Below are 24831 nucleotides of genomic sequence, written 5' to 3' on the forward strand. Positions count from 1 at the left end.
ACATATGGCAAAGGTCGTAAGAACTTGGCGGGAATCTGCTGGTGAGGACATTACGACGTCCAATTCAATCGGCGATACGCACTTTAGAATAATGGATGTAAATATGGGGGCAATGATCAATCTTTCCTTTGAATGGGAATGTTCAAAAGAGAAAATTGCCTTAGGGCAGCTGTTGTTTTTGAAAGGTAAAGTTGCGAGAGGTTACGCTGACGAAAACAACAGGATCGTTCCGTCAAGTATTTCCGCCGCGAAATCGGAAGTAGCACTCCTTCAAAGGATTTGCGAATATTGGCATAAATTTCATCCGGAGCGAACTCTTAGGTCATTGAATCTTGCCGAAACTCAGGCAATGATCAGACACCTTATGTTGTCTGTGAATGATCGAAGTAAAATAATGGGGAGAAGTACTCTTGGCACAATATGCGTATTGCTGAACAGATCAAATAAGCTTTTTAATCAGGGAGTGATTTTTGACGGATTTCAATTTGTAGCAAATAAAAGTTTTAAGAAGAGGGTAATGGAACCTCTTCTCGAAGCATCGAATTTAGAATACGAGGAGTGGGTGGAAGGTGGGACTTACGGTTCAATTCCTCTTGCATGTGCGTCGATTATCTTAAATGAAGCGATTACCATTATAGAATCCGAAGAGGCAGTATTAGCTCAGGTGTTTTTTCAATCGTGGCGTAGCTCTCCCTGCGCGCCGGTGCTATGGTTTGATACTGGCAAAGGATTTGATAGGCTTAAAGCCTATCGTGAGTGGCAAAAAAATAAATCTATTGATCGAAATGTTAAACCGGAGACGTACTCATCGTTCATTAAATTTGGTGAGCTAGTGGATGAAAAGTGTACCGACGAATTCCGTTGTCTTCCATGGAAAAACCTCACGGAGCTTGGGGATTTTTGTGAGTTAATAATGAAGGCTGGACTTGCAATCATTCTTTTGCTTAGCGGCTTTAGAATCAATGAAATTCAGAAATTGGATATAAGTGATTTTTATCAAGATAATGAAGGTTCATGGTGGTTTGATACAGTCAATACAAAAACCGAAAAAGGGGTGATGCTTCCGCGGTCTCTTCATGGTATGGCGGCAAAAGCTGCAAACGTTATGAAAAGCCTATGTGCGGTAGATATACAAAAGTATCACGTTCCTCTTTTTCACTGTGGTTTTCGTGGGAATGCGTTCAACGCCGCATTGCATTGGGGAGGTTGGACACCTGAAAAATGGTTGTTGGATAGTAGATATGCAACCGTTACGTTGAGGTATTGGTTTTCGCAATTCTACCTGAAGCAAATTATCCCGAAATTTCCAGATATCATTCAGCACCACCGCTCAGTTTGCCCGCACCAGGCACGGCATACTTTTGCCGAATTCGCTCTTCGTCGATTTGATGGAAACATTTTACCTAAATTGAGAGAGCACTATCGTCATGTAAAGGGATCGTTTCAAATGAGGCGTTATACTGCCAATAAGCTCCGTGAGTCAGTAATAATTAGTCTTGAACGCGATTACTTGATGGAGGTAATGCATCGGATCGCAAGGGGTAAGATGGACGATAGATTTTTCGGGCCGGCGGCTAAACGGTTAGAGATAGAATTGAAAACTGTCTCTATTATTTCTTACAAAGAATTAACGGATTTTATAATAAAGCATGCCGATAATTTTGTAAGATTTACTGCATTTGAATGGGGCTATTGTGCGCTCCGAAAAGGGGAGGAATACACAGCAAAATGTACTGACCATTTCACTGGTTTGCCTAGAATTGAGGTCAATAGTTGTCCTGAGCTATGTTGTGGATGTGTGCATAATATGAACAATGAACTCCAGTGTAGGACTTTGGAGCGAGTTGCAATAGCACATCAAAATATTGCCAGCACGCATCCGCTTGACACTATAAAAAAAATGAGCGCAGATGTTGTAAAAATTATACGTCGTAGATTGGAGCGGAACTGATGGATTTTAGTCTTGATAATTATAGAAAGAAATTAGGAATTGCAGATGCTCCATTATGGGCAAACTCGCCATTAAGAAAAAAATTGTACGCTCATTGTATCGTTTATTTTGATCTAATTAAATCCAAGATTGATTCTCAGGTGAATGTTCCCATAAACGAGCGTAAGATTATCCTCCGGCGCTTGGCCAAGGACTGTTCCGTTGATCCCAGTCTCCTCAATGTCCGCCGCCAACCTGATCTAATTAATTTTATTGCCCAAATGAATTCCGAGCTCAATGAGTATTGGATAAGTACAAAAAGCGCGCGAAGCTTGAGCGGTAGAAGGCTAAAAAAAATAGAATTAATTGCAGAATTAGCTTCGCTTAAAAAGAAATTATTAACGTTAGAAAGCTTGCAATTGGCAGAAGCCCTAACTATTGCGATCAAGGAAAATCTTACTGAGTCAAGCGCTGAACTTGTTAGGTTGAACGAATCACTTTCCATCGAAAATGAAGAGTTAATTAAAAGGAATAGGGCGTTGAATGTTCAGCTCAGTGAGATGGTCGCTGCTCTCAACAGGTTGCGTAAAGATTAGTCGGATTTTATTTTTTGAATTCATTGTGTCCTTAGTCAACGATAAGTTGAGTAAGCGCTTCAAAATATATGTGCGAGAAAATGCATTTAACAAACTGGCTTTCTAACGCACGAGATTAATAAGTATCTTTCGTTGTGGGAGGCTTTTCTGTCTATAGGGCCTAATGGTGACGCGCAGCTAATCGATCTCATCCCCCTGGCCGCTCTACTTCCTACCAGCAGCGGCTGTAACGAACCCAGCACAACCCCCCATGAATACTGTCAGCGACTTATCCGATACCCGCCCATTCTCGGGCAATGAGTGCGGCTAAATGTCGAACTCGGGCGAGTTGGATGCGGCGATTCCGGTAAATGAATGGAGGCTGTCAGCTGGCTTGATCGTTACCCCGGGATGACGCGTCGCCTCGCCGAATCGGTCATCCAAACCTGCCGACCGGCTCCCTACCTTGCTTGTGGCTCATCTATTCGGATCGCACTTGGATACTATGAGGCAACTGGAGCGACGGGCCCTACAAACGCAGCTGGATGATCTGCCTGCAGCTGACCCAGGCGATTGGTCAAGGACGAATCTGCCCTGTTCAAAGGGCATCGTTATGCCATCGTTGTGTTGAGCGCCGATACCCACCGAGTACTGTGGGTCGTCGAGGAACGTAGTCGAGCCGGAATCAGAAGATCGAGTACGCATCCATGAAACCAACCCGCTTATGTCACGACAAACCCGCTTGTAAGGTCATCAAGCAAGTTCGCAGGTTGCTGCTGCGCAATCCAGAAAACCTCAAGAGCGACGTCAGCAGGTTCACCTGCAGGATCTTCTAGCTGCCAATTAATTACTAATGATGGCTTACAGGATGAAAGCAGAGCTCAAAGCACTTTGGTCGCTCAGCACTGCATAGGGCTGGAGATTGCCTTGGAAGCATTGGCTGCGTCTAGCGGATGAAAACCAAATATCGGCCTTCAAACAGTTCGCCAAGCGCTTGGAGGGCTACTGGCGGGGAATCTTGAGCAGGGTTCGCTGGCCGATGCACACCGGTCAACTGGAAGGAATCAACAACCGCATCAAGGTGATTAAGCGCATTGGCCTACAGGTACCGGGACAGCGAATTCGATTTCATGAAGACCAAAAGCGGCTTCCCTGCAATCTGTGAAGAACCAAATATTAGCCTGTGTGACCTTCCTCACTGATAGCATATGCCTTTCTGAGCTTAGTGCCGCTGGAGGATAGGCATCGTTTTAGCAGGATGTAGCTGAGCCTGGACATAGAATGCGCGGCAATCTCTAGAGCATTTTTTTGATCACCATCTACGTAGACATTGGTGGAACGTCTCTTGGGCTACACAGCATAGCTGTCAACAAAAATGGATTCTTGAGGCGCTCCTAGATAAACCTCGCCGATGCTCGGCACCAGGTTATGCAGGTCGGCCTCGGCCTTCTGGTAGACCGGATCGTAGCGCGTGCAGTTCTTGCGCCCGCCTTCTTGCCAGCACTGACGCTGATGGCCGATCTGCCAGGCCGGGACAATGTGTTCCCACTCGATGCGGGACGCGCGCTTGGCGTTTTTGCGCGGTACATATCCGCAGGCCGCGAGATTGACCTTGTTGCCGGTGTATTTACAGCCGCAATAAAACTCGGTGGATTGCGGGGCGTACAACTTCCAGGCGACTTTCTTGGCTTCGCTGAAGGTGCGTGGGGCGCCAGCCTGGGCGCCAAGGGTGACCAACAGAAACAGCAAAGCAAACCAGCGGACACTCATCGACTCAATCTTCCTTCGGCACAACCCAGAAAATCTGCACGCCGCCATCGTCGCGATAGGCGAGGGTGACGTTGTCGTTCTCATCGATTTCTTCGAGCAATTGTTCCCACTCGTCCACGGGTTCGTCCGGCAGACGGAAGATCAAGGCGGCTTTGGCTTTTTGCGCGGTGGGGGAATTGATGATTTTCTGCACGCGAAGACCCATGCGTGCATAGGTATCAGGAGAAACAGAGGTAGAGGCCACAGGATTATCCTTATTAAGCTGTACGTGCATACAGTATTTAACTGTAGGCATTTTCGCAACTACTTAAAATTCAAGAAATTCCTCTGACAGCTGTTTTTTGCTTTTGATGTAGGACGGCGGAGATTTTTTATCGGAGTCAACCACTCGCCAAAGGACGAGTGGTGAGCGCGGTGCCCAACCGGAACCGGTCGGGTGTAGTGGTCAACTAATCCCGGACACAACGTTAAGTTTTTCTTCGGCCCGAGCTGGCGCCAGCCCGCGGTTGAATTGATGGCGGCGAAACACTTCTGATGCGTGACAGGCTAATGGCAAATCGAAAGCAAACGGGTGTGCTATCACCGAACTGATTCTTATAGTGATGCCCTGACCACCAATGGACAATCAACTGGCTGGGCGCCCGACTCCTCAAGGGTCTCGATCAGGTGCCGGGCAGCCTTGCGACCGATCTCGTAGTACGGCAGTTGCACTGTGGTCAGCGGCGGGATGAACAGCTCAGCAATACCGATCATGTTGTCGTAGCCGAGCACGGCGACATCGTCGGGAATTTTCAGGCCACGGCCCAACAACAGCTGATAGGCACAAAAGGCGATACGGTCGTTGCCACAAATCAGAATGTCGAATTGGGGACGACCATCAATGATGTGCCGGTCGAGCATGGCTGCAGTTTCACCATAAGCGTCATGATCGGAAAGGTCGTATTGCAGGAGCGCGTCAGGCGCCAGTCCGAATGCCTGACAGGCACGCTCCATACCTTTTTGTCGCAGACCCCAGGCCAGACTCTGTTTTGGCAGATTGATACACAGAGGGCGCTTATAGCCGTGGTTCAGTGCGTGATGTACGGCCCGATACTGCCCCATTTCGTCGTCTGGCACATAACTGACCAGCCGACTGTCATCAGCCAGGCAATTGGCGAGTACCAGGGGTTTGCTCTTCAATCGCTCGGGAATGCACACCTGGCGCAACCCCATGGCGCTGAAGATCAGTCCGTCGGGACGGTGCGATAGCATCAGGTCGATATTCTGGTCGGTGGGCGGGTTACTTAGCAGGTTGAGGATAAATACATTCCAGCCGGCTTGCTGCGCGGTCTGTTCGATGGACAGCAGCAGCTCGACCGCGTACGGGGTGGTCGCGGTGTCCAGTGCGAACACACCGATGGTTCGTGCCTGGAGATTGTCGCCACGCATCCTGCGCGCCGACAGGCTCGGTACGAATTGCAGTTCCTCAATGGCGCGACGCACCCGCTGAAGGGTTTCGGGGCTCAGTTTTTCCGGATTGTTGAGCGCTCGAGAAACCGTCATCAGGGACACGCCGGCCAGCTGTGCAACGTCTTTCACTGAAGTCATGCGAGGTGAGGCCGGTCAGGTTGACGCAGGATCATGACACAGGGTCCGGCCTTTTCGCGACTCGAATGACAGCGCTCACAGCCACCCTGATGCCAGAGGCCATGCCTTGGGAATGGAGACACGCCCGCCACTCCCGCTTGCCAGAAGCTTGACCCCCAGACTGTCGGGGCGGGGATAGAGGCGGCTGCTGAGGCTGAAGGCCCCGTTTTCGTCGAACACCTCGATGGAGGAGCGATCGAGAAATACGCGCAGTTCCAGGTGCTCTTGCATCGGGTCTATCGATACGCTGCGCTGACCGGTGACTTGCGCGCCCGAGCGGCTGCGGTCAAGCACCAGACGCTGCAGCGCCGCATCGTAATAGAGCAGGGTTTGTTCATCGCCATCGTCGCTGCAGCGCAAGGCGACTCCCAGATGGCCATCGGTGCAGCCGAGCAGATCCAGATGCACATGGATTTCGAGCATGTCGCCCTTCACGTGCGGCGCCCAGCGGGTTCCCGACTCATCCCACCACGGCGTGCCCGGTAATGGCGCCTTGCGCAGTGCGGTGAGCTCCCGTGCCGGGTATACGCAAAGGCGATCGTCGTGCAGTTCAAGTTCGCGTGGCAATCCGAGCATGCCGCACCAGTGATGGGCCTGGCTCGGCATCGGGCTTTCCCACATGTCGAGCCATGCCCACACAAGGCGCCGACCATCGGCGGCCAATAGCGTTTGCGCCGCATAAAAATCGTGGCCGTTATCCAGCTCGATAAAAGGCCCGCCAGCGAAGTTCCATTCGTTGTCTAGTCGACCCACGCGGTAACCCGTCTGGTACTTGTTGAGCCGTTCGTAACCTTGGGAGGGCATGCCTTGGGGGGAGTAAAGCAGCACATCGCGTCCGTTCAGTCGGAACAGATCCGGGCACTCCCACATATAGCCATCGCCCTCCCTGCCGCCAGACACATAGTTAAGGAACTCCCAGACGTGCAGATCCGTGGAACGGTACAGCGGGAGTAATGGCATATCGCCCAGACGCGCGCCGGCAATGAGGTACCAATAGCCATCCTCCTTCCATACCTTGGGGTCACGAAAGTGCATGATCGCGTCTTGCGGCGCGGTCTCGATGACGGCGCCATGCTTGACGAACCGGATGCCGTCGACACTGGTGGCCAGGCACTGGACTTGACGGATCGAGCGCTCGTCACCCACGTCTCCGAGCCAGGTGTGCCCCGTGTAGATCAGCGCCAGGGTATCTCCACACACCACCGCACTACCGGAAAAACAGCCGTCACGGTCGAAGTCATCACCGGGTGCCAGCGCAATGGGCAGGTGCTGCCAATGAACCAGATCGGCACTCTTGGCGTGGCCCCAATGCATCGGGCCCCACTTCGCTTCGAAGGGGTAGTGTTGATAGAAAACGTGATAGTCGCCACGGAAGTACACCACCCCGTTAGGGTCGTTCATCCAGCCTGCCGGGGGAGCAATATGATAACCGGGTCGATAATCGTGGATGGCGCGAGTCAGGCCGTCACTCAGTGCACGCTGCGCAAGGTCAAGGGAAGAAGACATTGGATCGCTCATGTTATTCGAAGACAAAGTCATAGGGCCCGTGCTCGGACTGAGCGCAGAGAGACGTCATTCGGCAGGTTTTCAATGGCGTGTGGGTGGCGCTCCAAGGCCGTGCCGTCGTCGTCGAACAGGTGCAGGTTGTCGATGTCCAGCTGCAGTGCTACCCGATCACCCGCTTGCCATCCGGCGTTGACCTCACAACGACAGATCAGTGGCTCGTCCTGACCTGTTTCGAGGTGCACATAGGTTTCGCTGCCAAGGTATTCGACCCCGGTCACGACGATCCCGACGGTTCCCTCCGCCGCTTTGAGCGAAATGTGCTCCGGGCGAATCCCCAGGCTCAGCTGCGTGTTCGCCGCCAGGTTCGAGCTGTCGAAGGGCAGGGAGGCCATACCCAGAACGGGGGTGTCGACCAGGCTGATTTCGCCCGGGGCATGCAGGCGCGCCGCCAGAAAGTTCATTTTTGGTGAACCGAGAAAACCGGCGACAAAGCGGCTCGCTGGGCGTTCATAGAGTTCGCGCGGTGAACCGACCTGCTCTACGCGACCGCCATTGAGCACGACAATTTTGTCGGCCAGGGTCATCGCTTCCACCTGATCGTGGGTGACGTAGATCATTGTCGAGCCCAGTCGAGCATGCAGACGGGCGATTTCGTTGCGCATCTGCACCCGCAAAGATGCATCCAGGTTGGAAAGCGGCTCATCGAACAACAAAATGTCCGGTTCCCGCGCCATGGCTCTGCCCATGGCCACACGCTGGCGCTGCCCTCCAGACAGTTCCTTTGGCTTGCGTTGCAGCAGTTTGTCCAATTGAAGGATCTGCGCTGTTTTCAGCACGCGTTCGCGCAGGCTGCTCTTTTCGGTCTTGGCCAGTTTGAGGCCAAAGCTGATGTTGTCGTAGACGCTCATGTGCGGGTACAGCGCATAAGACTGAAACACCATGCCGACGCCACGCTCGCGCGGCTCCAGGTCGTTGACCCGTCGCCCGTCGATCAGCAGGTCGCCGCCGCAGATCGAATCCAGTCCGGCGATCAGTCGCAGCAGGGTCGACTTCCCGCAGCCCGAAGGGCCAACGAACACCACGAATTCACCCGCCGCGATTTCCAGGCTGACATCACGAAGAATCCGCATGCCGCCCAATTGTTTGTTCACGTTGTCCAGTTTCAATTTGATCACGATGCTGTTCCTTGTGTTTGTTGGGCATCAACCCTTTAACGCGCCGGCAGTGAGACCGGAAACGATGCGGCGCTGGAAGATCAGCACCAGAATCACCAGTGGGACGGTGACCAGCACTGATGCGGCCATCAGCAGCCCCCACGGCAACTCATGGGGGCTACCGCCGGAAATCAAGGCGATGGCGACCGGCACCGTGCGTTGCGTGTCGGTGAGGGTGAAGGTCAGGGCAAACAGGAACTCGTTCCACGCGGCGATGAAGGCCAACAAGCCTGTGGTGACCAGTGCGGGCCAGAGCAGCGGCAACAGCACCCGGGTCAGCGTGATCCAGGGGGTCGCGCCATCCATGATTGCCGCTTCTTCCAGTTCATGGGGCAGTTGCCCCATGAACGTGGTCAGCACCCAGACGGTGAAGGGCAGGGTGAAAATCGTGTAGCTCAGGATCAACGCCCAGGATGTGTTGTATAGGCCCAGGGCGCGGATCACTTCGAACAGCCCTGACAGCACCGCGACCTGGGGAAACATCGACACGCCAAGAACCATCATCAAGACCGTGCCACGCCCACGAAACTTCACTCGGCCCAAGGCATAGGCGGCGGTCACGCTGAGGAACAGCGCCAGCGTCACCACGCAAAGCGCAACCACCAGCGAGTTACCGATAGCCCGCAGGAATGAGGCTTGGTGGAGTACCGCTGCGTAATTGGAGAAGTCGGGGTTTTCGATCCAGTAGCTCACCTCGAACAAGGCACTGGACGGCTTCAGCGAAGTCACGATGGCGTAGTAGAAAGGGAAGACCGCATACAGCAGCAAAACCCCGATCAGGCACCAGAAACCAAGACGTAACAGCGCTTTTTTGAGTAGGCGTGGGCTCATGACCGAACCTCCATTTGACGGCGTCCGAGGTAGAGATAAAGCATGGCAATTACCGCAACGACCAGAAACAACAGAGTCGAGGCCGCGCTGCCATAGCCAACATCCTGAAACTCCACCAGGTGCTGGCGGGCATAGACCGACATGCTCATGGTGCTCGAAGAGTTCGAGGTCAGGACATAGATGACGTCGAATACCCGCAGGGAATCGAGGATGCGGAAGATCGCCGCCACCAACAATGCAGGCATCAGCAGTGGAAGCGTGACACGCCAGAACACTCTCAGCGGATGAATGCCATCAACCCTGGCGGCTTCGTAACAATCGCTCGGCAACATCTGCAAGGCAGCCAGCATCAGTAGCGTGACAAAAGGTACGGTCTTCCAGACGTCGACGATGATCACCGCCCACATCGACAGATCCGCATCTGCCGTCCAGGCCAGGGGGGCATCAATCAGGCCGACGCTCAGCATCATGTGATTGATGATGCCGAACTGGTCGTTAAGCATCCATGACCAGATCTTCGCCGAGACGATGGTAGGAATCGCCCAGGGAATCAGAATCAACGCACGCACCAGGGAACGGCCGGTGAACTTGATGTTCAACAGCAACGCCACCAGCAGTCCCAGTACGACTTCCAGTCCCACCGATACCACGGTGAAATGCAACGTGTTGCGCACAGCGTTCCACCACTGTGGATCGACCAGGATGCCCGACCAGCTGGAACCGTTGTGGAACAGATAATTGCTCAAGCCTATGAAGGATCCGCCGCTGGTGTCCGCCAGGTTGGCATCGGTCAGGCTGAACCAGAATGTCCGCAGTAGCGGCCAGGCCGCCACCAGGGCCAGACACAGCAACATCGGTGTCAAAAACAGCCAGGCGGCGCGTACTCGACGACGCTGCACAGGTGTTTCCCTGGTGAGCAGCAGCTCGTCACAAGGGGCATGGGTAGTAGAGACAGACATGGTGATTTCCTTCCTTGTGGCTTACCAGTTCCGGCGTTTGATGCGCGTGAGTTCGCTTTCCAGTTCGGCCAGTGCCTGGTCGACAGGCAACTCGCCCGCCAGCACGCCATGCACTCGATCGAAGAACGCATTGGAGACCCTTGGATAGCGATCGGCGGTTATTGAGGCGGGGCGCATGACCCCGTCGTTGAGAATGCTGTGGAGCTGACTGTAATAAGGCATTGCCGCGAGCAGTTCGGGATCTTGATACAGCGACTCGATCACCGGGTTATAGGCGGCAGTCAGAGCACGATGTTTTTGCTGTTGGGCACTGGTCAGGTAGCTCACCAGGTCTGCGGCAAGTTTTGGATGGGCGCTGTAACGCGACACCGCCAGGCCCCAGCCACCGAGGGTGGAGGCATGGGTGCCGGTTTTGCCACCGCGGGGCAGGGGAGCGACGCCGACCTTATCTTTTACGGCACTGTCCTGGCTTTGTACCAGGGCCCAGACATAAGGCCAGTTACGCATGAATAACGCATTTCCCGACTGGAACACGCCACGCCCTTCTTCCTCGGTGTAGTTGAGTACGCCACGCGGGGAGATGTCTCCTACCCAGCTTTTCGCCAGGGCCAAAGCAGTTCTTGAGGCCTGACTGTTGACCACGATGTCGCCTCGTGGATTGACCAGCCCGCCTTCCGGTTGGCTGCTGATCCACTCCAGCGCATTACACGTCAGCCCCTCGTAAGCGCGCCCCTGAAAGATGTAACCCCATGCATTGGGGTTCCCGGCAGTGCGCTCTGCCTGTTGAACATCCCTGGCGGTAGCGGTCATTTCCTCCCAGGTCTGGGGAACCTGCTTGTTGTACTTCTCGAGCAAGTCCTTGCGGTAATACAGCAGGCCCGAGTCGGTGAACCACGGCATTGTTACCAGCCGTCCATTCACCGTGGCGTTATCCACCTGTGCCTGGAAGTAACCGTGGGTGGCGTTGGCGGGCAGCACCTCGCGCAGATCCATCAGATGTTTGGCCAGCATCCCCGGCCACACCATATCGATTTGAATGATGTCGATGTCGGCGGACTGCGCACTGAGGATCTGCTGGTAGAACGACAACCGCTCGGTCGCCGAGTTAGGCGTGGAAACCACCTCGACGTTGTTGCCGGTCTGTTGCGACCACGCCTCGACAGCCTCCTTGCAGAGTTGTAATTCCGCACCCACCGCACCGCACGAGATCGTCAAATTGGCCGCGCTCGAGACGGATGGAAGTCCGGCACAGAGGGTGATTAGTGCTGCTGGAAGGAGAGATTTCAGATGTTTCATCGAGCACCCTTTATTTTTGTTTTTAAAAAAGTTAACGTTAACATCGCCAAATGTAGCAGCGTATTTGCGATAAGGCATCCTTTTTTTCGTCAATTGCGACAATTCACAACTCACGAAAAATGGCCGGTCGCGGGAACAAAACAATAAAAACAAAACAGGGAATCCACATGCAGAAAGCATCAAGCTGGCTACTCGCAGGCGTGCTCGGCACCACGGCGGCGACCGCTCAGGCCGCGACTCTGGAAGAACGCATGGCCGCGTTTGAAGCCCGTGCCAGCGCAGCGGAAAAGCGTGCCGCCGCAGCCGAACAACAGACCCAGGCACTCGCCAGGGAATTGCAGCAGATCAAACTCGCCACTCCCGCCGCGCAGCCTGTTGCGTCCACTGCGACAGCCATTGCAGCGCCCACTTTGGACACCCGGCTGGCAAAACTCGAAGCCCGTCAGCAAAGCATGGAAAAACAGGGCAGTACCGAACACCTCACTGACGGCTTCAGCTTCAAGGGCTACGCCCGCTCCGGATTGCTGATTAACGATGGACTGGGTGGCGGTCGTGGCGGCCCGTATACAACCCCTGCCGGTTCAGTCGGGGGGGCAGTCGGGCGACTCGGAAACGAAGACGACACCTACATGCGCATAGACCTGTCGAAAGAAATCCATGCGCAAAACGGCACCCGTTCCAAATTCACGGTTTCCATCGCCGATGGAGTGGAAAGCTCCAATGACTGGACGGCCGATGAAAGTAATCTGAACGTGCGTCAGGTATTTACAGAGCTCGACCATCTCGCTGCATTCAAAGGTAATTCAGTGTTCGAGAACGCGACTTTGTGGGCAGGTAAGCGATTTGATCGAGATAACTTCGATATCCACTGGCTGGACTCGGACGTTGTCTATCTGGCGGGTACCGGGGGTGGAATCTACGATGTGCAGATGAACAAGAATTGGCGCTCGAATTATTCCTTGGTCGGGCGTAACTACGGGGATTTCAGTGAAGGCGGCATCAACGCCGATGTGGAAAGCTACATTCTGACCTCCAACCAGTTCTTCGATAATGGTCAGTGGCAGTGGATGTTCAATGCCATTGGCTCAAACAAAAACGACATTGGCACTCGCAGCAATGAAGCGGGTCTGACGCCTGCGGATTCCGGCTTGCACAGCATGCTGGCCAATCACCAGAAAAACTTTTTCGGCAGGGAAGGCTTCTTCAAAACGGCGCTGCTCTATGGGCAAGGTCTGGGGGCAGAGGTCAAGAACGTCGGCTCGGATGGTGAACTGATTGAAGATGCCCGCGCTCTGCGTCTGGCACTTTACGGCGAGACACCCATTGCGCCTGGTTGGCGCATCGGCCCCAGCTTGCTGGCCGAACAAAGCAAGGATAGATACGTCAAGGGTGACAATTACCGCTGGATGACGCTGAACATGCGTTTGGCCAATGCAATCACCAGCAATTTCGAGATGGCCTACGAAATGAGCTGGCAAACCATGAACCTCGACCCCAAGGGCTACCTGCAACGTAATGCGGTCGACGGTAACTACTGGAAATTCACGATCGCCCCGACATTCAAACCTGACGTTGGAGACCTGCTCACTCGTCCCGAACTGCGTGTGTTCGCAAGCTTCATGAATTGGTCTTCGGATCTGGACAGATACAGTACCTCAGACGCCTTCGGCAAGACGGACTTCAACGCCGGAGGTGTATGGCAATACGGTATACAAATGGAAACCTGGTTTTAATGTTTGAACGCGTCGGCCAACACGCCTTCAGCTCATCGATCCCTGCTTTTCACCAAGCGTATTGAGTAATTGATTACCGGTCAAAGCTGATCAGCCAGCAGTTATCCCTACGATGATTTTCTGCACGCGAAGACCCATGCGTGCATAGGTATCAGGAGAAACAGAGGTAGAGGCCACTGAATTACCTTATTAAGCTGTGCGTGCACACAGTGTTTGACTGTAGGCATTTTCGCAACTACTTAAAATTAAGAAATTCCTCTGGCAGCTGTTTTTGCTTTTGATGTAGGACGGCGGAGATTTTTTATCGGAGTCAACCACTCGCCAAAGGGCGAGTGGTGAGCGATGCCCGACCGGAACCGGTCAGGCGAGGGCGAAGGTGAATCAATATTCCCAGAACATCCGTTGCAGCTCTTTGCTGTCGTTGGTCTTGGTCAGTGCGACCATGGCCAGGATGCGAGCTTTCTGCGGGTTCAGGTCGTGGGCCACGACCCAGTCGTACTTGTCGTCAGGCTGTTCGGCGTTGCGCAGCACGAAGCCGCCGGCGTTGACGTGGGACGAGCGGATGATCTGCACGCCGTCCTTGCGCAAGGCCTGCAGGGCTGGAACCACCCGCGAAGAAACCGAGCCGTTGCCGGTGCCGGCGTGGATGATGGCTTTGGCGCCGGACTGCGCCAGGGCTTTGTAGGCGGTATCGCTCACGTTGCCGTAGGAGTAGGCGATTTCGACGTTCGGCAGGCTCTCGATGGTTTTGATGTCGAATTCCGAATCCATGGTGTGGCGCTTGGCCGGCAGGCGGAACCAGTAGGATTTGCCTTCCACGACCATGCCCAGTGGGCCCCAGGCGCTTTTAAACGCTTCGGTCTTGATGTTGATCATCTTGCTGACGTCGCGACCCGACTGGATTTCGTCGTTCATGGTCACCAGTACGCCTTTGCCCCGCGCTTCTTTGCTGCTGGCCACGGCCACGGCGTTGTACAGGTTGAGCATGCCGTCGGCGGACATCGCGGTGCCCGGGCGCATGGAACCGACGACGATGATCGGCTTGTCGGTTTTTTCCACCAGGTTCAGGAAGTAGGCGGTTTCTTCCAGGGTGTCGGTGCCGTGGGTGATGACGATGCCATCGACGTCGTTGCTGTCGGCCAGCTCAGCCACTCGACGACCCAGTTGCAGCAGGTTGTCGTTGGTGATGCTTTCGGAAGCGATCTGCATGACCTGCTCGCCTCGAACGTTGGCCAGCTGGCTCAGCTCCGGGACCCCGGCGATCAATTGTTCGATGCCGACTTTCGCCGCCTGGTAGGTCGCGCTATTGGCCGCGCTGGCACCGGCGCCGGCAATGGTGCCGCCCGTGGCCAGGATCACCACGTTTGCCAGTTTCTGTTGGGTTTGTGCTTCTTTCGCCTGGAGGGCGGTGGGCAGGAGAAGCAGGAGGGCCAAGGCGCCCGGAACGAAGGTCTTGAAAACAGATGTCATTATTTTTCTCTCTTGTAGTCAGACGGTGCTGATGCAGGTTCATCTAGATACGCCCCAAGGCGAGCTGAACGCTGGGGTTTACCAGATGGAGCAGGATTCATACCAGACATGCCTTGTATCGGAAATACCTCGTAACCTAATGATTTGTATCATTATTTTTTAAACATTTTTAAACGGATCAGCCTTGGGTCGTCCGGATTTCCGAACAGCTGGGGCCTTCGTGTTCGGCTCTCCGAGCGCCCCGACCCCTGCTGGAATTGTCGATTTACGGGAATGCCTGTCTCTGCCATTCAAAATCACAAAACAGCGCTTGGCCGTCGTTGACAAATGCCGGCAGCATTTGCATAGTTCGGATTACGCAAACGTTTGCGAGACGCTACCGATAGCTTGATCGGGGCGAGCGCGATGAAGCCTGTGCCAGCGCAAGCGTTGCTCACAATAATCATAAGATCGGAGTGAAACCATGAAGCTGCCATTCGCTGGACGTCTTCTTGCTGTCGCTATGCTGGCTGCCGCATCCGCCGCGTTGCCTGTCTGTTCGGCGTTCGCCGAAACCCCTGCAAAACCTAAAGTCGCGCTGGTCATGAAATCCCTGGCCAACGAATTCTTCCTGACCATGGAAGACGGCGCCAAGGCCTACCAGAAAGACCACTCCGGCGACTTCGAGCTGATCTCCAATGGCATCAAGGACGAAACCGATACTGCCAACCAGATCCGTATCGTCGAGCAGATGATCGTGTCCAGGGTCAATGCACTGGTCATCGCGCCCGCGGACTCCAAGGCCATGGTGCCGGTGATCAAGAAAGCGGTGGATGCCGGCATCACCGTGGTCAACATCGATAACCAGCTGGACCCGGCGGTGGTCAAAAGCAAAAACATCACGGTGCCGTTCGTAGGCCCGGACAACCGCAAAGGCGCGCGCCTGGTGGGTGAGTACCTGGCGAAACAGCTGAAGGCCGGTGACGAAGTCGGCATCATCGAAGGCGTTTCCACCACCACCAATGCCCAGGCCCGCACCGCAGGCTTCAAGGATGCGATGGAAGCGGCGCAGATCAAGGTCGTATCCCTGCAATCCGGCGATTGGGAAATCAACAAAGGCAACCAGGTTGCCGCCTCCATGCTCAGCGAATACCCGAACATCAAGGCCCTGCTGGCGGGCAACGACAGCATGGCCGTCGGCGCGGTGTCTGCCGTGCGTGCCGCGGGCAAGGCCGGCAAAGTACAAGTGGTCGGTTACGACAACATCAATGCCATCAAGCCCATGCTCAAGGACGGCCGCGTACTGGCCACCGCTGACCAGTTCGCGGCAAGGCAGGCCGTGTTCGGCATCGAGACCGCGCTGAAGATCATCAAGGGTGAGAAAGTCGACGGCGGCGTCAATGGCGTCATTGAAACGCCGGTAGAGCTGGTGACCCAGTAGTCCTTCTGGCGACACAAACTGTGCTCGCCCGTCCGGGCGGGCACGTGGAGAGTTTTTATGTCAGTTTTCGCCCCGAACGCTGTCCTCTCGGTCAGCGGCATCGGCAAGACTTACGCCCAACCGGTCCTGACCGGCATCGACCTGACGCTGATGCGCGGTGAAGTGCTGGCCCTGACCGGCGAGAACGGCGCCGGCAAAAGCACGCTGTCGAAGATCATTGGCGGGCTGGTCGCGCCGACCACCGGCCAGATGCAGTTCCAGGGCCAGGATTATCGCCCCGGCAGCCGCACCCAGGCCGAAGACCTGGGTATCCGCATGGTCATGCAGGAGCTCAATCTGCTGCCGACCCTGTCGGTGGCGGAAAACCTGTTTCTGCACAACCTGCCCAGCCATGGAGGCTGGATCAGCCGCAAGCAACTGCGCAAGGCGGCGATCGCGGCCATGGCCCAGGTCGGCCTCGACGCCATCGACCCCGATACCCTGGTCGGCGAGCTCGGCATCGGCCATCAACAAATGGTGGAGATCGCGCGCAACCTGATCGGCGACTGCCATGTGCTGATTCTCGACGAGCCGACCGCGATGCTCACCGCCCGCGAAGTCGAGATGCTGTTCGAGCAGATCACCCGCCTGCAGGCGCGAGGCGTCTCGATCGTCTACATTTCCCATCGCCTCGAAGAACTGGCACGGGTCGCCCAGCGCATCGCGGTATTGCGCGACGGCAACCTGGTCTGCGTCGAGCCGATGGCCAATTACAACAGTGAGCAACTGGTCACCTTGATGGTCGGTCGTGAACTCGGCGAACAGATCGACATGGGCCCGCGCCAGATCGGCGCTCCCGCGTTGACGGTTACAGGCTTGACCCGTTCCGACAAGGTCCGCGAGGTGTCCTTCGAAGTGCGTGCCGGCGAGATCTACGGGATTTCCGGTTTGATCGGGGCAGGGCGCACCGAGTTGCTGCGCCTGATTTTCGGCGCGGATATAGCAGACAGTGGCAGCGTTGCGCTGGGCTCGCCGGCGCAGGTCGTCAGTATCCGTTCGCCGGCGGATGCGGTCGGTCACGGCATCGCCCTGATCACCGAAGACCGCAAGGGCGAAGGCCTGCTGCTGACCCAATCGATCAGCGCCAATATCGCCCTGGGCAATATGCCGGTGATTTCCAGCGGCGGCTTCGTCAATAACACTGACGAGATCGGCCTGGCCCAGCGTCAGATCGACGCCATGCGCATTCGCAGTTCCAGTCCCACCCAGGTGGTCTCCGAGTTGTCCGGCGGCAACCAGCAGAAAGTCGTGATCGGCCGCTGGCTGGAACGCGACTGCTCGGTGATGCTGTTCGATGAGCCGACCCGCGGCATCGACGTCGGCGCCAAGTTCGACATCTATGCCTTGCTCGGCGAGTTGACCCGTCAGGGCAAGGCGCTGGTGGTGGTGTCCAGCGACCTGCGCGAACTGATGCTGATCTGCGACCGCATCGGCGTGCTCTCGGCGGGGCGTCTGATCGACACCTTCGAGCGCGACAGCTGGACCCAGGATGACTTGCTCGCCGCCGCATTCGCCGGCTATCAAAAACGTGATGCGCTGCTCAACGAAGCAGCGCCGAGGGATCTTTCATGACGACTGCAACGTCCGTCGGCAAACGCAGTGGCAACTTCTACGGCCTCGGTACCTACCTGGGCCTGGCCGGTGCCTTGCTGGCCATGGTCGCGCTGTTCTCGGTGCTGAGCAGCCATTTTCTGTCGTACGACACCTTCAGCACCCTGGCCAACCAGATCCCGGACCTGATGGTGCTGGCGGTCGGCATGACGTTCGTGTTGATCATCGGCGGCATCGACCTCTCGGTCGGCTCGGTGCTGGCGCTCGCGGCATCGACGGTCAGCGTCGCAATTCTCGGCTGGGGCTGGAGCGTGCTGCCGGCAGCGCTGTTGGGCATGGGCGCCGCGGCGTTGGCGGGGACCATTACCGGTTCGATCACCGTCGCCTGGCGGATTCCGTCGTTCATCGTCTCCCTGGGCGTGCTGGAAATGGCCCGCGGCGTGGCGTATCAGATGACCGGGTCGCGCACGGCCTACATCGGTGACGCCTTCGCCTGGCTGTCCAACCCGATCGTCTTTGGCATCTCGCCGTCGTTCATCATCGCCTTGCTGATCATCTTCATTGCCCAGGCCGTGCTGACCCGTACCGTGTTCGGCCGCTACCTGATCGGCATCGGCACCAACGAAGAGGCGGTGCGCCTGGCCGGGATCAATCCCAAACCCTACAAGATCCTGGTGTTCAGCCTGATGGGGCTGCTGGCCGGGATCGCTGCGCTGTTTCAGATTTCCCGGCTGGAAGCGGCGGACCCGAATGCCGGCTCCGGCCTGGAGCTGCAAGTGATCGCCGCGGTGGTGATCGGCGGCACCAGCCTGATGGGCGGCCGCGGCTCGGTCATCAGTACCTTCTTTGGCGTGCTGATCATTTCGGTCCTGGCCGCCGGTCTGGCGCAGATCGGCGCGACCGAACCGACCAAACGCATCATCACCGGCGCGGTCATCGTGGTCGCGGTGGTGCTCGATACTTATCGCAGTCAGCGCGCAAGCCGGCGGACCTGAGTCATGGCAACAATCAAGGATGTGGCAGCGCTGGCGGGAATTTCCTACACCACCGTGTCCCATGTGGTGAACAAGACCCGACCGGTCAGCGAAGAAGTGCGGGTCAAGGTCGAGGCCGCGATCCAGACGCTCGACTACGTGCCCAGTGCGGTGGCCCGATCGCTCAAGGCGAAAACCACGGCGACCATCGGCCTGTTGGTGCCCAATAGCCTCAACCCGTACTTCGCCGAACTGGCGCGGGGGATCGAGGACTACTGCGAGCGCAATGGCTATTGCGTGATCCTGTGCAATTCCGACGACAATCCGGACAAGCAGCGCAGCTACCTGCGGGTGTTGTTGGAGAAGCGTATCGACGGCTTGATCGTGGCGTCGGCCGGCGGCGATGCGGGACTGGCGCAAGGCCTGGCGGGCGTGCGCACGCCGATGGTGATCGTCGACCGAGGGCTGGAAGGGGTCGATGCCGACCTGGTGCGCATCGATCACGAGTACGGCGCCTATCTGGCGACCCGGCACCTGCTGGAGTTGGGGCATCGGGACATTGCCACCATCGGCGGTCCGGCGAATACCAGCGTGGCGCAGATGCGCCTGGCCGGTTATTGCCGCGCCTTGCAGGAGGCCGGTGTTACGGTGCCTCGTGAACGCATGTTGGAAAGCGACTTCACCAGCACCGGCGGCTACAGCGCCGCGGCGATCCTGCTGGAAAAGAACCCGCCCAGCGCGATATTTGCCGGCAACGACATGATCGGCATCGGCGTGCTGCGGGCCGCCGCCGAGCGCAATATTCGAGTACCGACTGAATTGTCGGTGATCGGCTTCGACGATATCCAGATGAGCCGTTATGTGTATCCGGCGCTGACCACCGTCGGCCAGTCGATCCTGCAACTCGGCGAGATGGCCGCTGAAGTGCTGTTGCGCCGGATCGCCACACCGGCCATGGCCACCGATCAACGGATCGTGACGCCCAGTATTGTCCTGCGCGAATCGACGGCGCCGCTGGCCGGTGTGTTTGACCAGTACCGTTGAATCGAAAGCACCGCTGAATCGAAAGCACGGTTGAACCGAAGCTTCAGTTAATCGAAAGCTCCGCAAACCGAAAGCTCCACTAAACCGAAAGCTCCGCTGAAAACGAATTGATGAGTGATGTATGCCAGCAAAAGTAGTGGTGATAGGCAGCCTGAACATGGACCTGGTGACCCGGGCGCCGCGGCTGCCCCGAGGCGGCGAAACGCTGATCGGCCAGTCGTTTGCCACGGTCCCCGGTGGCAAGGGCGCGAATCAGGCGGTGGCCGCGGCTCGGCTGGGCGCGCAGGTGTCGATGGTCGGCTGCGTGGGCAGCGACGCCTATGGCGCACAGCTGCGCGGGGCGCTGTTGGCCGAGCAGATCGATTGCCAGGCGGTCAGCGTGGTTGACGATTCCAGCGGCGTGGCGTTGATCGTGGTCGACGACAACAGTCAGAACGCGATCGTGATCGTCGCCGGGGCCAACGGCGCGCTGACGCCCGAAGTGATCGACCGTTTCGACCCGGTGCTGCAGGCGGCGGATGTGATCATCTGTCAGCTGGAAGTGCCGGATGCCACGGTCGGCCATGCGCTCAAGCGCGGCCGTGAATTGGGCAAGACCATGATCCTCAACCCGGCGCCGGCCAGTCGCCCGCTGCCGGCGGACTGGTACGCGGCCATCGATTACCTGATTCCCAACGAAAGCGAGGCCTCGGCCCTCAGCGGTCTGCCAGTGGGTTCCCTGGACACCGCCGAAACGGCCGCTACCCGCTTGATCGCCATGGGTGCCGCCAAGGTGATCATCACCCTGGGTGCGCATGGCTCGCTGTTTGCCAATGGCACAGGCTTCGAACACTTTCCGGCGCTGCAGGTAAAGGCCGTCGATACCACGGCGGCCGGCGACACCTTCGTCGGTGGTTTCGCCGCAGCGCTGGCGGCCGGAAAAAGCGAAGCCGAAGCGATCCGCTTCGGTCAGGTGGCTGCGGCGCTGTCGGTGACCCGTGCCGGTGCGCAACCGTCGATTCCCTCCTTGTCCGACGTACAGGCCTTTAGAGCACCATGAAGAAGACCCCTTTGCTCAACGTCGCCCTGTCGCGACTGATTGCCTCCCTGGGCCATGGCGACCAGGTGGTGATTGGCGATGCCGGCCTGCCGGTGCCACCGGGCGTCGAACTGATCGACCTGGCGCTGACCCACGGCATTCCGGATTTCGTCAGCACCTTGAAGGTGGTGCTCAGCGAAATGCAGGTCGAAAGCCACGTACTGGCCCAGGAGATCCTGCACAAGAAACCCTCGGCACTGGCGACCCTGGATGAACTGGACGCCGAAGGTGCACTGGGGCGGCGTGAGTGGCTCAGCCATGACCAATTCAAAGTCCTCAGCCGACAGGCGCGGGCGATCGTTCGTACCGGCGAATGTCAGCCGTACTGCAACATCATTCTGGTGGCAGGCGTCACGTTTTAATGACCACGTTTTAACTGTTGATTCTTCACGCACAAGGAGTGCGCCATGCACCGCTATGCTCAGAAACTGCATCACCTGCTACGGAGTCTGCTGCTTTTGTCCATGATCACCGCAACAAGCGCCCAGGCGGCGGAAAAGATCGACCTGATCATCGACACCGACCCCGGTGCCGATGACGTGGTGGCCTTGCTATTTGCCCTGGCGTCGCCGCAAGAACTGAACATTCGTGCGCTGACCACCGTCGCCGGCAATGTTCGCCTGGACAAGACTTCGCGCAATGCGCGACTGGCCCGCGAGTGGGCAGGGCGCGAGGAGGTGCCGGTGTATGCCGGCGCGCCGAAACCGCTGATGCGCACGCCGATCTACGCCGAGGACATCCATGGCAAGGAAGGCTTGTCGGGTGTCGCCGTGCACGAGCCGAAGGCGGGCCTGGCCGAAGGCAGCGCGGTCAACTACCTGATCGAGACCTTGAAGGCCGCCAAACCCCACAGCATCACCATCGCCATGCTCGGTCCGCAGACCAACCTGGCACTGGCCTTGATCCAGGCGCCTGAAATCGTTCTGGGCATCAAGGAGGTGGTGGTCATGGGCGGGGCACACTTCAACGGCGGCAATATCACGCCGGTGGCCGAGTTCAACCTGTTCGCCGACCCGCAGGCGGCCGAAGTCGTGCTCAAGAGTGGCGTGAAGCTGACCTACCTGCCGCTGGACGTGACCCACAGGATTCTCACCAGCGAGGCACGCCTGAAACGGATCGCGGCAATCAACAACACTGCCAGCCAGTTGGTGAGCAATATTCTCAATGACTACGTCAAGGGCGACATGGAGCACTACGGCCTTGCGGGTGGCCCGGTGCATGACGCCACGGTGATCGCCTACCTGCTCAAGCCCGAGCTGTTCACCGGTCGTTCAGTGAACGTGGTGGTCGACAGCCGCGAAGGCCCGACCTTCGGCCAGACCATCGTCGACTGGTATGACGGCCTGGGCGCGCCAAAAAATGCCTTCTGGGTCGAAAATGGCGACGCCCAGGGCTTTTTTGACCTGCTGACCGAGCGCCTGGCTCGTCTGAAATAAGCTGCCAGCCCGCAGGTGCCAGCCTGCGGGGCTCAGTTCCTGGCTGTCTGCGCGATGCCCAGGAAATTTTTCGGATACTTTTCGAACACCTGCGTGATGAATGAGCGGGCGGCTTCGGTTCCCAGCTCCTTGACCAATAGATCGATCGCGATGATTGCCAACTCTTCCGGGCTGCCGGGGCTGTAGGAGCTATGGCCCTGTGGCCAGCTGGCGTTGATGTTGGCGTCGATGCTTACGGTGGTCATGAGGGTGCTCGTGAAGTCGGGAAAGTCTGAGTGTGAAGTTAACCATTTTGCGCGACGTTTGGCACTCCGACTTAGGCATGAGAGGAGGGCTATGCGACACTTGGCCTTTGATGGATTTTCAAGGACCGTGCTGTGCAGATCGATTTGAACACCCCTGACGGCTTGACCCTTGAAGCCGTGCGCCAGCTGTTGGCCTGCGCCAGCGATGATGAACACACTCAGTTGCGGGTGACCAAGGGCGGCATCGCCTACATTTCGTCGGGCGTCGTGGGGGGCACCGATATCGACGGGCTGTTGTTTCGCCTGGAAACCTGGGCCAAGGGCTCCGGTTATGTCGGGCGTGTCGCGGCCAGCGACGAAGTCTGGGTCATGCAGATCTTCAATGCGCTGAAACAGAACTGGCCAAATCCGCCCTTCGACTACATCGATGTCTATTGAGACTTGTTCATATTCAGTCATGATTGCGCGGTGGACAGCCAGGGATGCTCAGGCAAACTCGGCGCTTTTCATGATCGAGGGCAGGGTGCTAGTACGCCCTGGGAAACCAAACGCCAGATTGGCGGTCGCACGATCTCAGCTCAACTACTGAAAAAAGGAGGCTTCATGCCTTGGAAGCTCGCGTCATTGGGTACTTTGCTGGCCGCTGCCATGTTGGCCGGTTGCAGCACTACCTCCACCGACTCGACAACAGACCCTGCCACGACCACTGACACGGGGCACAGCCGTTGTGAGGCCAAAGCTGCCGAATTCGCCATTGGCAAAAAGGCTTCGCCCGAACTGCTGGAACAGGCGCGTACCCGCGCAGGCGCACAGAACGCACGGTTCCTGCTGCCCACCGACATGGTGACGCTGGAGTACCGCTCCGATCGCTTGAACCTGAACACCGATGCCAGTCGGGTGGTCACGCGCGTCAACTGCGGCTGATCGCTCCACTTTGCTTGCGCCCATAAAAAACCCCGCCACATGGACGGGGTTTTTTTAGTGCGCCAGAAACTTACTCTGGGCGGACTTGTGCAGCTTGCATACCCTTTTGGCCTTTCTCAGCCACGAAGGAAACGGTCTGGCCTTCTTTCAGGCTTTTGAAACCGTCGCTTTCGATAGCTTTGAAGTGTACGAACAGGTCGTCACCGCCACCTTGAGGAGTGATGAAGCCGAAGCCTTTTTCATCGTTGAACCATTTAACGGTGCCGGTTTGGCGATTAGACATGGTGTATCTCCAAGAAACATATATTTTCAGTAGTGCTGTGCTGCTCAGGCCAACTGGGCACACCGGGGTATCATAGTCGAAATGTTCGCTTTGGGAGCCCCCCGGACGTGCTGTTTGTCCTACAGTAGCGCATTCTTTGTTGCTATGTATGGCTGAAAGCCCCGGTTTAAAAGGCTTTCAGCCGAAAGTAAAGACGATAAAAAAAGCTGTAAAACCTGAAAAAATCGTCGGAAAAAACCCGTTTCGGGGGCTTTTCATTGTCGATTGAGGCCTTGAAGGCCGTCAGTCAGGCTTACTTTTTCGCCTTGGAATCGGGCTTGCAGGCGGCAATCTTTGTCAGCGCTTTTTGTTTCAGGGCGTCGCTGGCGGTGTTGTCCATCAGTGACTGAATGTCAGCCGCCGGGTAAGACTTGATCGCATCAGCCCCGCAAGCACAGTGAGATTTCGCTGCGGCCGCGCCGATCTGAGGGGTGGCTGCCTCGGTGCACTGAGCCATGTATTTCTCGCGCTCGCCCTTTGGCCAATCGGCATGGGCGGCCAGTGGCAGCAGCAGGACGACGGGGGCGATTACCGCGAATAAACGATTCAGACGCATGCTGGGATGCTCCTTGTGGGTCAATGTCTTGTTATCTGAGGGGTAAAGCGGGGTTCAAGTTCAGCACTCTGGCATAAAAACCACTGATTTGCCCCGGTAGCGGTCCGGCTGCGGCGACGACCGTTCATCTGTGCTAGCATGCTTCGCTCGGGCGTTTGCAGGCTCCGGATGACTTTCAGTCCCGGTGGCGGCAAAGGCGCGAACAACCCTGATTTGAATCCCAGTCACTCTGGTTCGGTTTTCCGGTTGGCCGCAAGGCTCCTGCCGCTGTAAGGCAGGCGTTCGTCATTGAATGGCCTGGACCGGATCTTGTACTGGCTCATCCCAACCCA

Annotated in this window: 24 protein-coding genes and 1 pseudogene; 13 read left to right on the plus strand and 12 right to left on the minus strand. The window is 56.9% G+C overall.

Features of this window, described 5'->3' with window-relative positions; translation table 11 throughout:
• Positions 1-4: 4 nt before the first annotated feature.
• The 3 genes from ACA062_RS10175 (at position 5) to ACA062_RS10185 (ending at position 3670) form a co-directional block, all read left to right on the plus strand.
• Positions 5-1951 (plus strand): hypothetical protein, encoded by a 1947-nt coding sequence (locus ACA062_RS10175; RefSeq protein WP_497456244.1) that lies wholly within the window; start codon positions 5-7, stop codon positions 1949-1951.
• Positions 1951-2526, plus strand: a complete 576-nt coding sequence (locus ACA062_RS10180; RefSeq protein WP_497456245.1) for a hypothetical protein — start codon at positions 1951-1953, stop codon at positions 2524-2526. Before ACA062_RS10175 ends, ACA062_RS10180 begins: the two co-directional genes overlap by 1 nt.
• A gap of 901 nt (positions 2527-3427) precedes the next feature.
• Positions 3428-3670, plus strand: coding sequence for a transposase (locus ACA062_RS10185; protein WP_497456246.1), 243 nt, complete (start codon positions 3428-3430; stop codon positions 3668-3670).
• Between the two features lie 236 nt (positions 3671-3906).
• Here ACA062_RS10185 and ACA062_RS10190 read toward each other — a convergent pair.
• The 8 genes and pseudogenes from ACA062_RS10190 to ACA062_RS10225 form a co-directional block, all read right to left on the minus strand.
• A pseudogene (locus ACA062_RS10190) lies at positions 3907-4275 on the minus strand (endonuclease); the annotation flags it as partial.
• 4 nt (positions 4276-4279) lie between these two features.
• Positions 4280-4570 carry a DUF1654 domain-containing protein gene (locus ACA062_RS10195; RefSeq protein ID WP_497456247.1) on the minus strand — a complete coding sequence of 97 codons (291 nt, stop codon included), beginning with the start codon at positions 4568-4570 and terminating at the stop codon, positions 4280-4282.
• A gap of 299 nt (positions 4571-4869) precedes the next feature.
• Positions 4870-5862 (minus strand): LacI family DNA-binding transcriptional regulator, encoded by a 993-nt coding sequence (locus ACA062_RS10200; RefSeq protein WP_497456248.1) that lies wholly within the window; start codon positions 5860-5862, stop codon positions 4870-4872.
• Positions 5863-5937: 75 nt separating this feature from the next.
• Positions 5938-7440 (minus strand): glycoside hydrolase family 32 protein, encoded by a 1503-nt coding sequence (locus tag ACA062_RS10205; protein WP_497456249.1) that lies wholly within the window; start codon positions 7438-7440, stop codon positions 5938-5940.
• Positions 7437-8582, minus strand: a complete 1146-nt coding sequence (locus tag ACA062_RS10210) for an ABC transporter ATP-binding protein (RefSeq protein WP_497456250.1) — start codon at positions 8580-8582, stop codon at positions 7437-7439. Before ACA062_RS10210 ends, ACA062_RS10205 begins: the two co-directional genes overlap by 4 nt.
• Before the next feature lie 27 nt (positions 8583-8609).
• On the minus strand, positions 8610-9452 hold the full coding sequence (locus ACA062_RS10215; RefSeq protein ID WP_497456251.1) for a carbohydrate ABC transporter permease: 843 nt from the start codon (positions 9450-9452) through the stop codon (positions 8610-8612).
• Positions 9449-10411, minus strand: a complete 963-nt coding sequence (locus ACA062_RS10220) for a carbohydrate ABC transporter permease (RefSeq protein ID WP_497456252.1) — start codon at positions 10409-10411, stop codon at positions 9449-9451. Before ACA062_RS10220 ends, ACA062_RS10215 begins: the two co-directional genes overlap by 4 nt.
• A 21-nt stretch (positions 10412-10432) precedes the next feature.
• Positions 10433-11707: an ABC transporter substrate-binding protein gene (locus tag ACA062_RS10225; protein WP_497456253.1), complete on the minus strand. Its 1275-nt coding sequence runs from the start codon at positions 11705-11707 to the stop codon at positions 10433-10435.
• Between the two features lie 167 nt (positions 11708-11874).
• Between ACA062_RS10225 and ACA062_RS10230 the strand changes: the two genes are divergently transcribed.
• Positions 11875-13440: a carbohydrate porin gene (locus ACA062_RS10230; protein ID WP_497456254.1), complete on the plus strand. Its 1566-nt coding sequence runs from the start codon at positions 11875-11877 to the stop codon at positions 13438-13440.
• Between the two features lie 381 nt (positions 13441-13821).
• Here the strand turns inward: ACA062_RS10230 and ACA062_RS10235 are convergent, their stop codons facing one another.
• The gene (locus ACA062_RS10235; protein ID WP_497456255.1) at positions 13822-14910 is read right to left on the minus strand and encodes an asparaginase; all 1089 of its coding nucleotides are present in this window, start codon (positions 14908-14910) and stop codon (positions 13822-13824) included.
• Between the two features lie 463 nt (positions 14911-15373).
• Here ACA062_RS10235 and ACA062_RS10240 point away from each other — a divergent pair, with 463 nt between their 5' ends.
• The 7 genes from ACA062_RS10240 to ACA062_RS10270 all read left to right on the plus strand — a co-directional run bounded on the left by ACA062_RS10240 (position 15374) and on the right by ACA062_RS10270 (position 22452).
• On the plus strand, positions 15374-16330 hold the full coding sequence (locus tag ACA062_RS10240; protein ID WP_497456256.1) for a sugar ABC transporter substrate-binding protein: 957 nt from the start codon (positions 15374-15376) through the stop codon (positions 16328-16330).
• A 57-nt stretch (positions 16331-16387) separates the two neighbouring features.
• Entirely contained in the window at positions 16388-17941 is a 1554-nt protein-coding gene (locus tag ACA062_RS10245) for a sugar ABC transporter ATP-binding protein (RefSeq protein WP_497456257.1), read from the plus strand.
• Entirely contained in the window at positions 17938-18915 is a 978-nt protein-coding gene (locus ACA062_RS10250; protein WP_497456258.1) for an ABC transporter permease, read from the plus strand. The genes ACA062_RS10245 and ACA062_RS10250 overlap by 4 nt, the downstream gene beginning before the upstream one ends.
• A gap of 3 nt (positions 18916-18918) precedes the next feature.
• A complete protein-coding gene (locus ACA062_RS10255; protein ID WP_497456259.1) occupies positions 18919-19938 on the plus strand; it encodes a LacI family DNA-binding transcriptional regulator in 1020 nt (339 codons plus the stop codon).
• Between the two features lie 121 nt (positions 19939-20059).
• Entirely contained in the window at positions 20060-20977 is a 918-nt protein-coding gene (gene rbsK, locus ACA062_RS10260; RefSeq protein WP_497456260.1) for a ribokinase, read from the plus strand.
• Positions 20974-21378 (plus strand): D-ribose pyranase, encoded by a 405-nt coding sequence (rbsD, locus tag ACA062_RS10265; protein WP_497456261.1) that lies wholly within the window; start codon positions 20974-20976, stop codon positions 21376-21378. The genes rbsK and rbsD overlap by 4 nt, the downstream gene beginning before the upstream one ends.
• 45 nt (positions 21379-21423) lie before the next feature.
• A complete protein-coding gene (locus ACA062_RS10270) occupies positions 21424-22452 on the plus strand; it encodes a nucleoside hydrolase (protein WP_497456262.1) in 1029 nt (342 codons plus the stop codon).
• Between the two features lie 32 nt (positions 22453-22484).
• Here ACA062_RS10270 and ACA062_RS10275 read toward each other — a convergent pair whose 3' ends face one another.
• Complete coding sequence (locus ACA062_RS10275; RefSeq protein WP_497456263.1) at positions 22485-22697, minus strand: hypothetical protein; 213 nt, start codon at positions 22695-22697, stop codon at positions 22485-22487.
• A 132-nt stretch (positions 22698-22829) separates the two neighbouring features.
• Here ACA062_RS10275 and ACA062_RS10280 point away from each other — a divergent pair, with 132 nt between their 5' ends.
• Together ACA062_RS10280 and ACA062_RS10285 are read left to right on the plus strand one after the other, a co-directional pair.
• A complete protein-coding gene (locus ACA062_RS10280) occupies positions 22830-23135 on the plus strand; it encodes a hypothetical protein (protein ID WP_497456264.1) in 306 nt (101 codons plus the stop codon).
• A 165-nt stretch (positions 23136-23300) separates the two neighbouring features.
• Positions 23301-23621: an I78 family peptidase inhibitor gene (locus tag ACA062_RS10285; protein ID WP_497456265.1), complete on the plus strand. Its 321-nt coding sequence runs from the start codon at positions 23301-23303 to the stop codon at positions 23619-23621.
• Positions 23622-23691: 70 nt separating this feature from the next.
• Here the strand turns inward: ACA062_RS10285 and ACA062_RS10290 are convergent, their stop codons facing one another.
• Positions 23692-23904, minus strand: coding sequence for a cold-shock protein (locus tag ACA062_RS10290; RefSeq protein WP_003179963.1), 213 nt, complete (start codon positions 23902-23904; stop codon positions 23692-23694).
• A gap of 292 nt (positions 23905-24196) precedes the next feature.
• On the minus strand, positions 24197-24499 hold the full coding sequence (locus tag ACA062_RS10295; protein ID WP_128870601.1) for a hypothetical protein: 303 nt from the start codon (positions 24497-24499) through the stop codon (positions 24197-24199).
• Positions 24500-24831: the final 332 nt, after the last annotated feature.

This window comes from Pseudomonas sp. LBUM1679, from assembly GCF_059695565.1.

Bases quoted from the DNA above. Each gene is read 5' to 3' on its own strand.
- ACA062_RS10175 (WP_497456244.1), top strand. From the start codon at position 5: ATGGCAAAGGTCGTAAGAACTTGGCGGGAATCTGCTGGTGAGGACATT.
- ACA062_RS10180 (WP_497456245.1), top strand. From the start codon at position 1,951: ATGGATTTTAGTCTTGATAATTATAGAAAGAAATTAGGAATTGCAGAT.
- ACA062_RS10195 (WP_497456247.1), bottom strand. From the start codon at position 4,570: ATGCCTACAGTTAAATACTGTATGCACGTACAGCTTAATAAGGATAAT.
- ACA062_RS10200 (WP_497456248.1), bottom strand. From the start codon at position 5,862: ATGACTTCAGTGAAAGACGTTGCACAGCTGGCCGGCGTGTCCCTGATG.
- ACA062_RS10205 (WP_497456249.1), bottom strand. From the start codon at position 7,440: ATGACTTTGTCTTCGAATAACATGAGCGATCCAATGTCTTCTTCCCTT.
- ACA062_RS10215 (WP_497456251.1), bottom strand. From the start codon at position 9,452: ATGAGCCCACGCCTACTCAAAAAAGCGCTGTTACGTCTTGGTTTCTGG.
- ACA062_RS10220 (WP_497456252.1), bottom strand. From the start codon at position 10,411: ATGTCTGTCTCTACTACCCATGCCCCTTGTGACGAGCTGCTGCTCACC.
- ACA062_RS10225 (WP_497456253.1), bottom strand. From the start codon at position 11,707: ATGAAACATCTGAAATCTCTCCTTCCAGCAGCACTAATCACCCTCTGT.
- ACA062_RS10230 (WP_497456254.1), top strand. From the start codon at position 11,875: ATGCAGAAAGCATCAAGCTGGCTACTCGCAGGCGTGCTCGGCACCACG.
- ACA062_RS10235 (WP_497456255.1), bottom strand. From the start codon at position 14,910: ATGACATCTGTTTTCAAGACCTTCGTTCCGGGCGCCTTGGCCCTCCTG.
- ACA062_RS10240 (WP_497456256.1), top strand. From the start codon at position 15,374: ATGAAGCTGCCATTCGCTGGACGTCTTCTTGCTGTCGCTATGCTGGCT.
- ACA062_RS10245 (WP_497456257.1), top strand. From the start codon at position 16,388: ATGTCAGTTTTCGCCCCGAACGCTGTCCTCTCGGTCAGCGGCATCGGC.
- ACA062_RS10250 (WP_497456258.1), top strand. From the start codon at position 17,938: ATGACGACTGCAACGTCCGTCGGCAAACGCAGTGGCAACTTCTACGGC.
- ACA062_RS10255 (WP_497456259.1), top strand. From the start codon at position 18,919: ATGGCAACAATCAAGGATGTGGCAGCGCTGGCGGGAATTTCCTACACC.
- rbsK (WP_497456260.1), top strand. From the start codon at position 20,060: ATGCCAGCAAAAGTAGTGGTGATAGGCAGCCTGAACATGGACCTGGTG.
- rbsD (WP_497456261.1), top strand. From the start codon at position 20,974: ATGAAGAAGACCCCTTTGCTCAACGTCGCCCTGTCGCGACTGATTGCC.
- ACA062_RS10270 (WP_497456262.1), top strand. From the start codon at position 21,424: ATGCACCGCTATGCTCAGAAACTGCATCACCTGCTACGGAGTCTGCTG.
- ACA062_RS10275 (WP_497456263.1), bottom strand. From the start codon at position 22,697: ATGACCACCGTAAGCATCGACGCCAACATCAACGCCAGCTGGCCACAG.
- ACA062_RS10285 (WP_497456265.1), top strand. From the start codon at position 23,301: ATGCCTTGGAAGCTCGCGTCATTGGGTACTTTGCTGGCCGCTGCCATG.
- ACA062_RS10290 (WP_003179963.1), bottom strand. From the start codon at position 23,904: ATGTCTAATCGCCAAACCGGCACCGTTAAATGGTTCAACGATGAAAAA.
- ACA062_RS10295 (WP_128870601.1), bottom strand. From the start codon at position 24,499: ATGCGTCTGAATCGTTTATTCGCGGTAATCGCCCCCGTCGTCCTGCTG.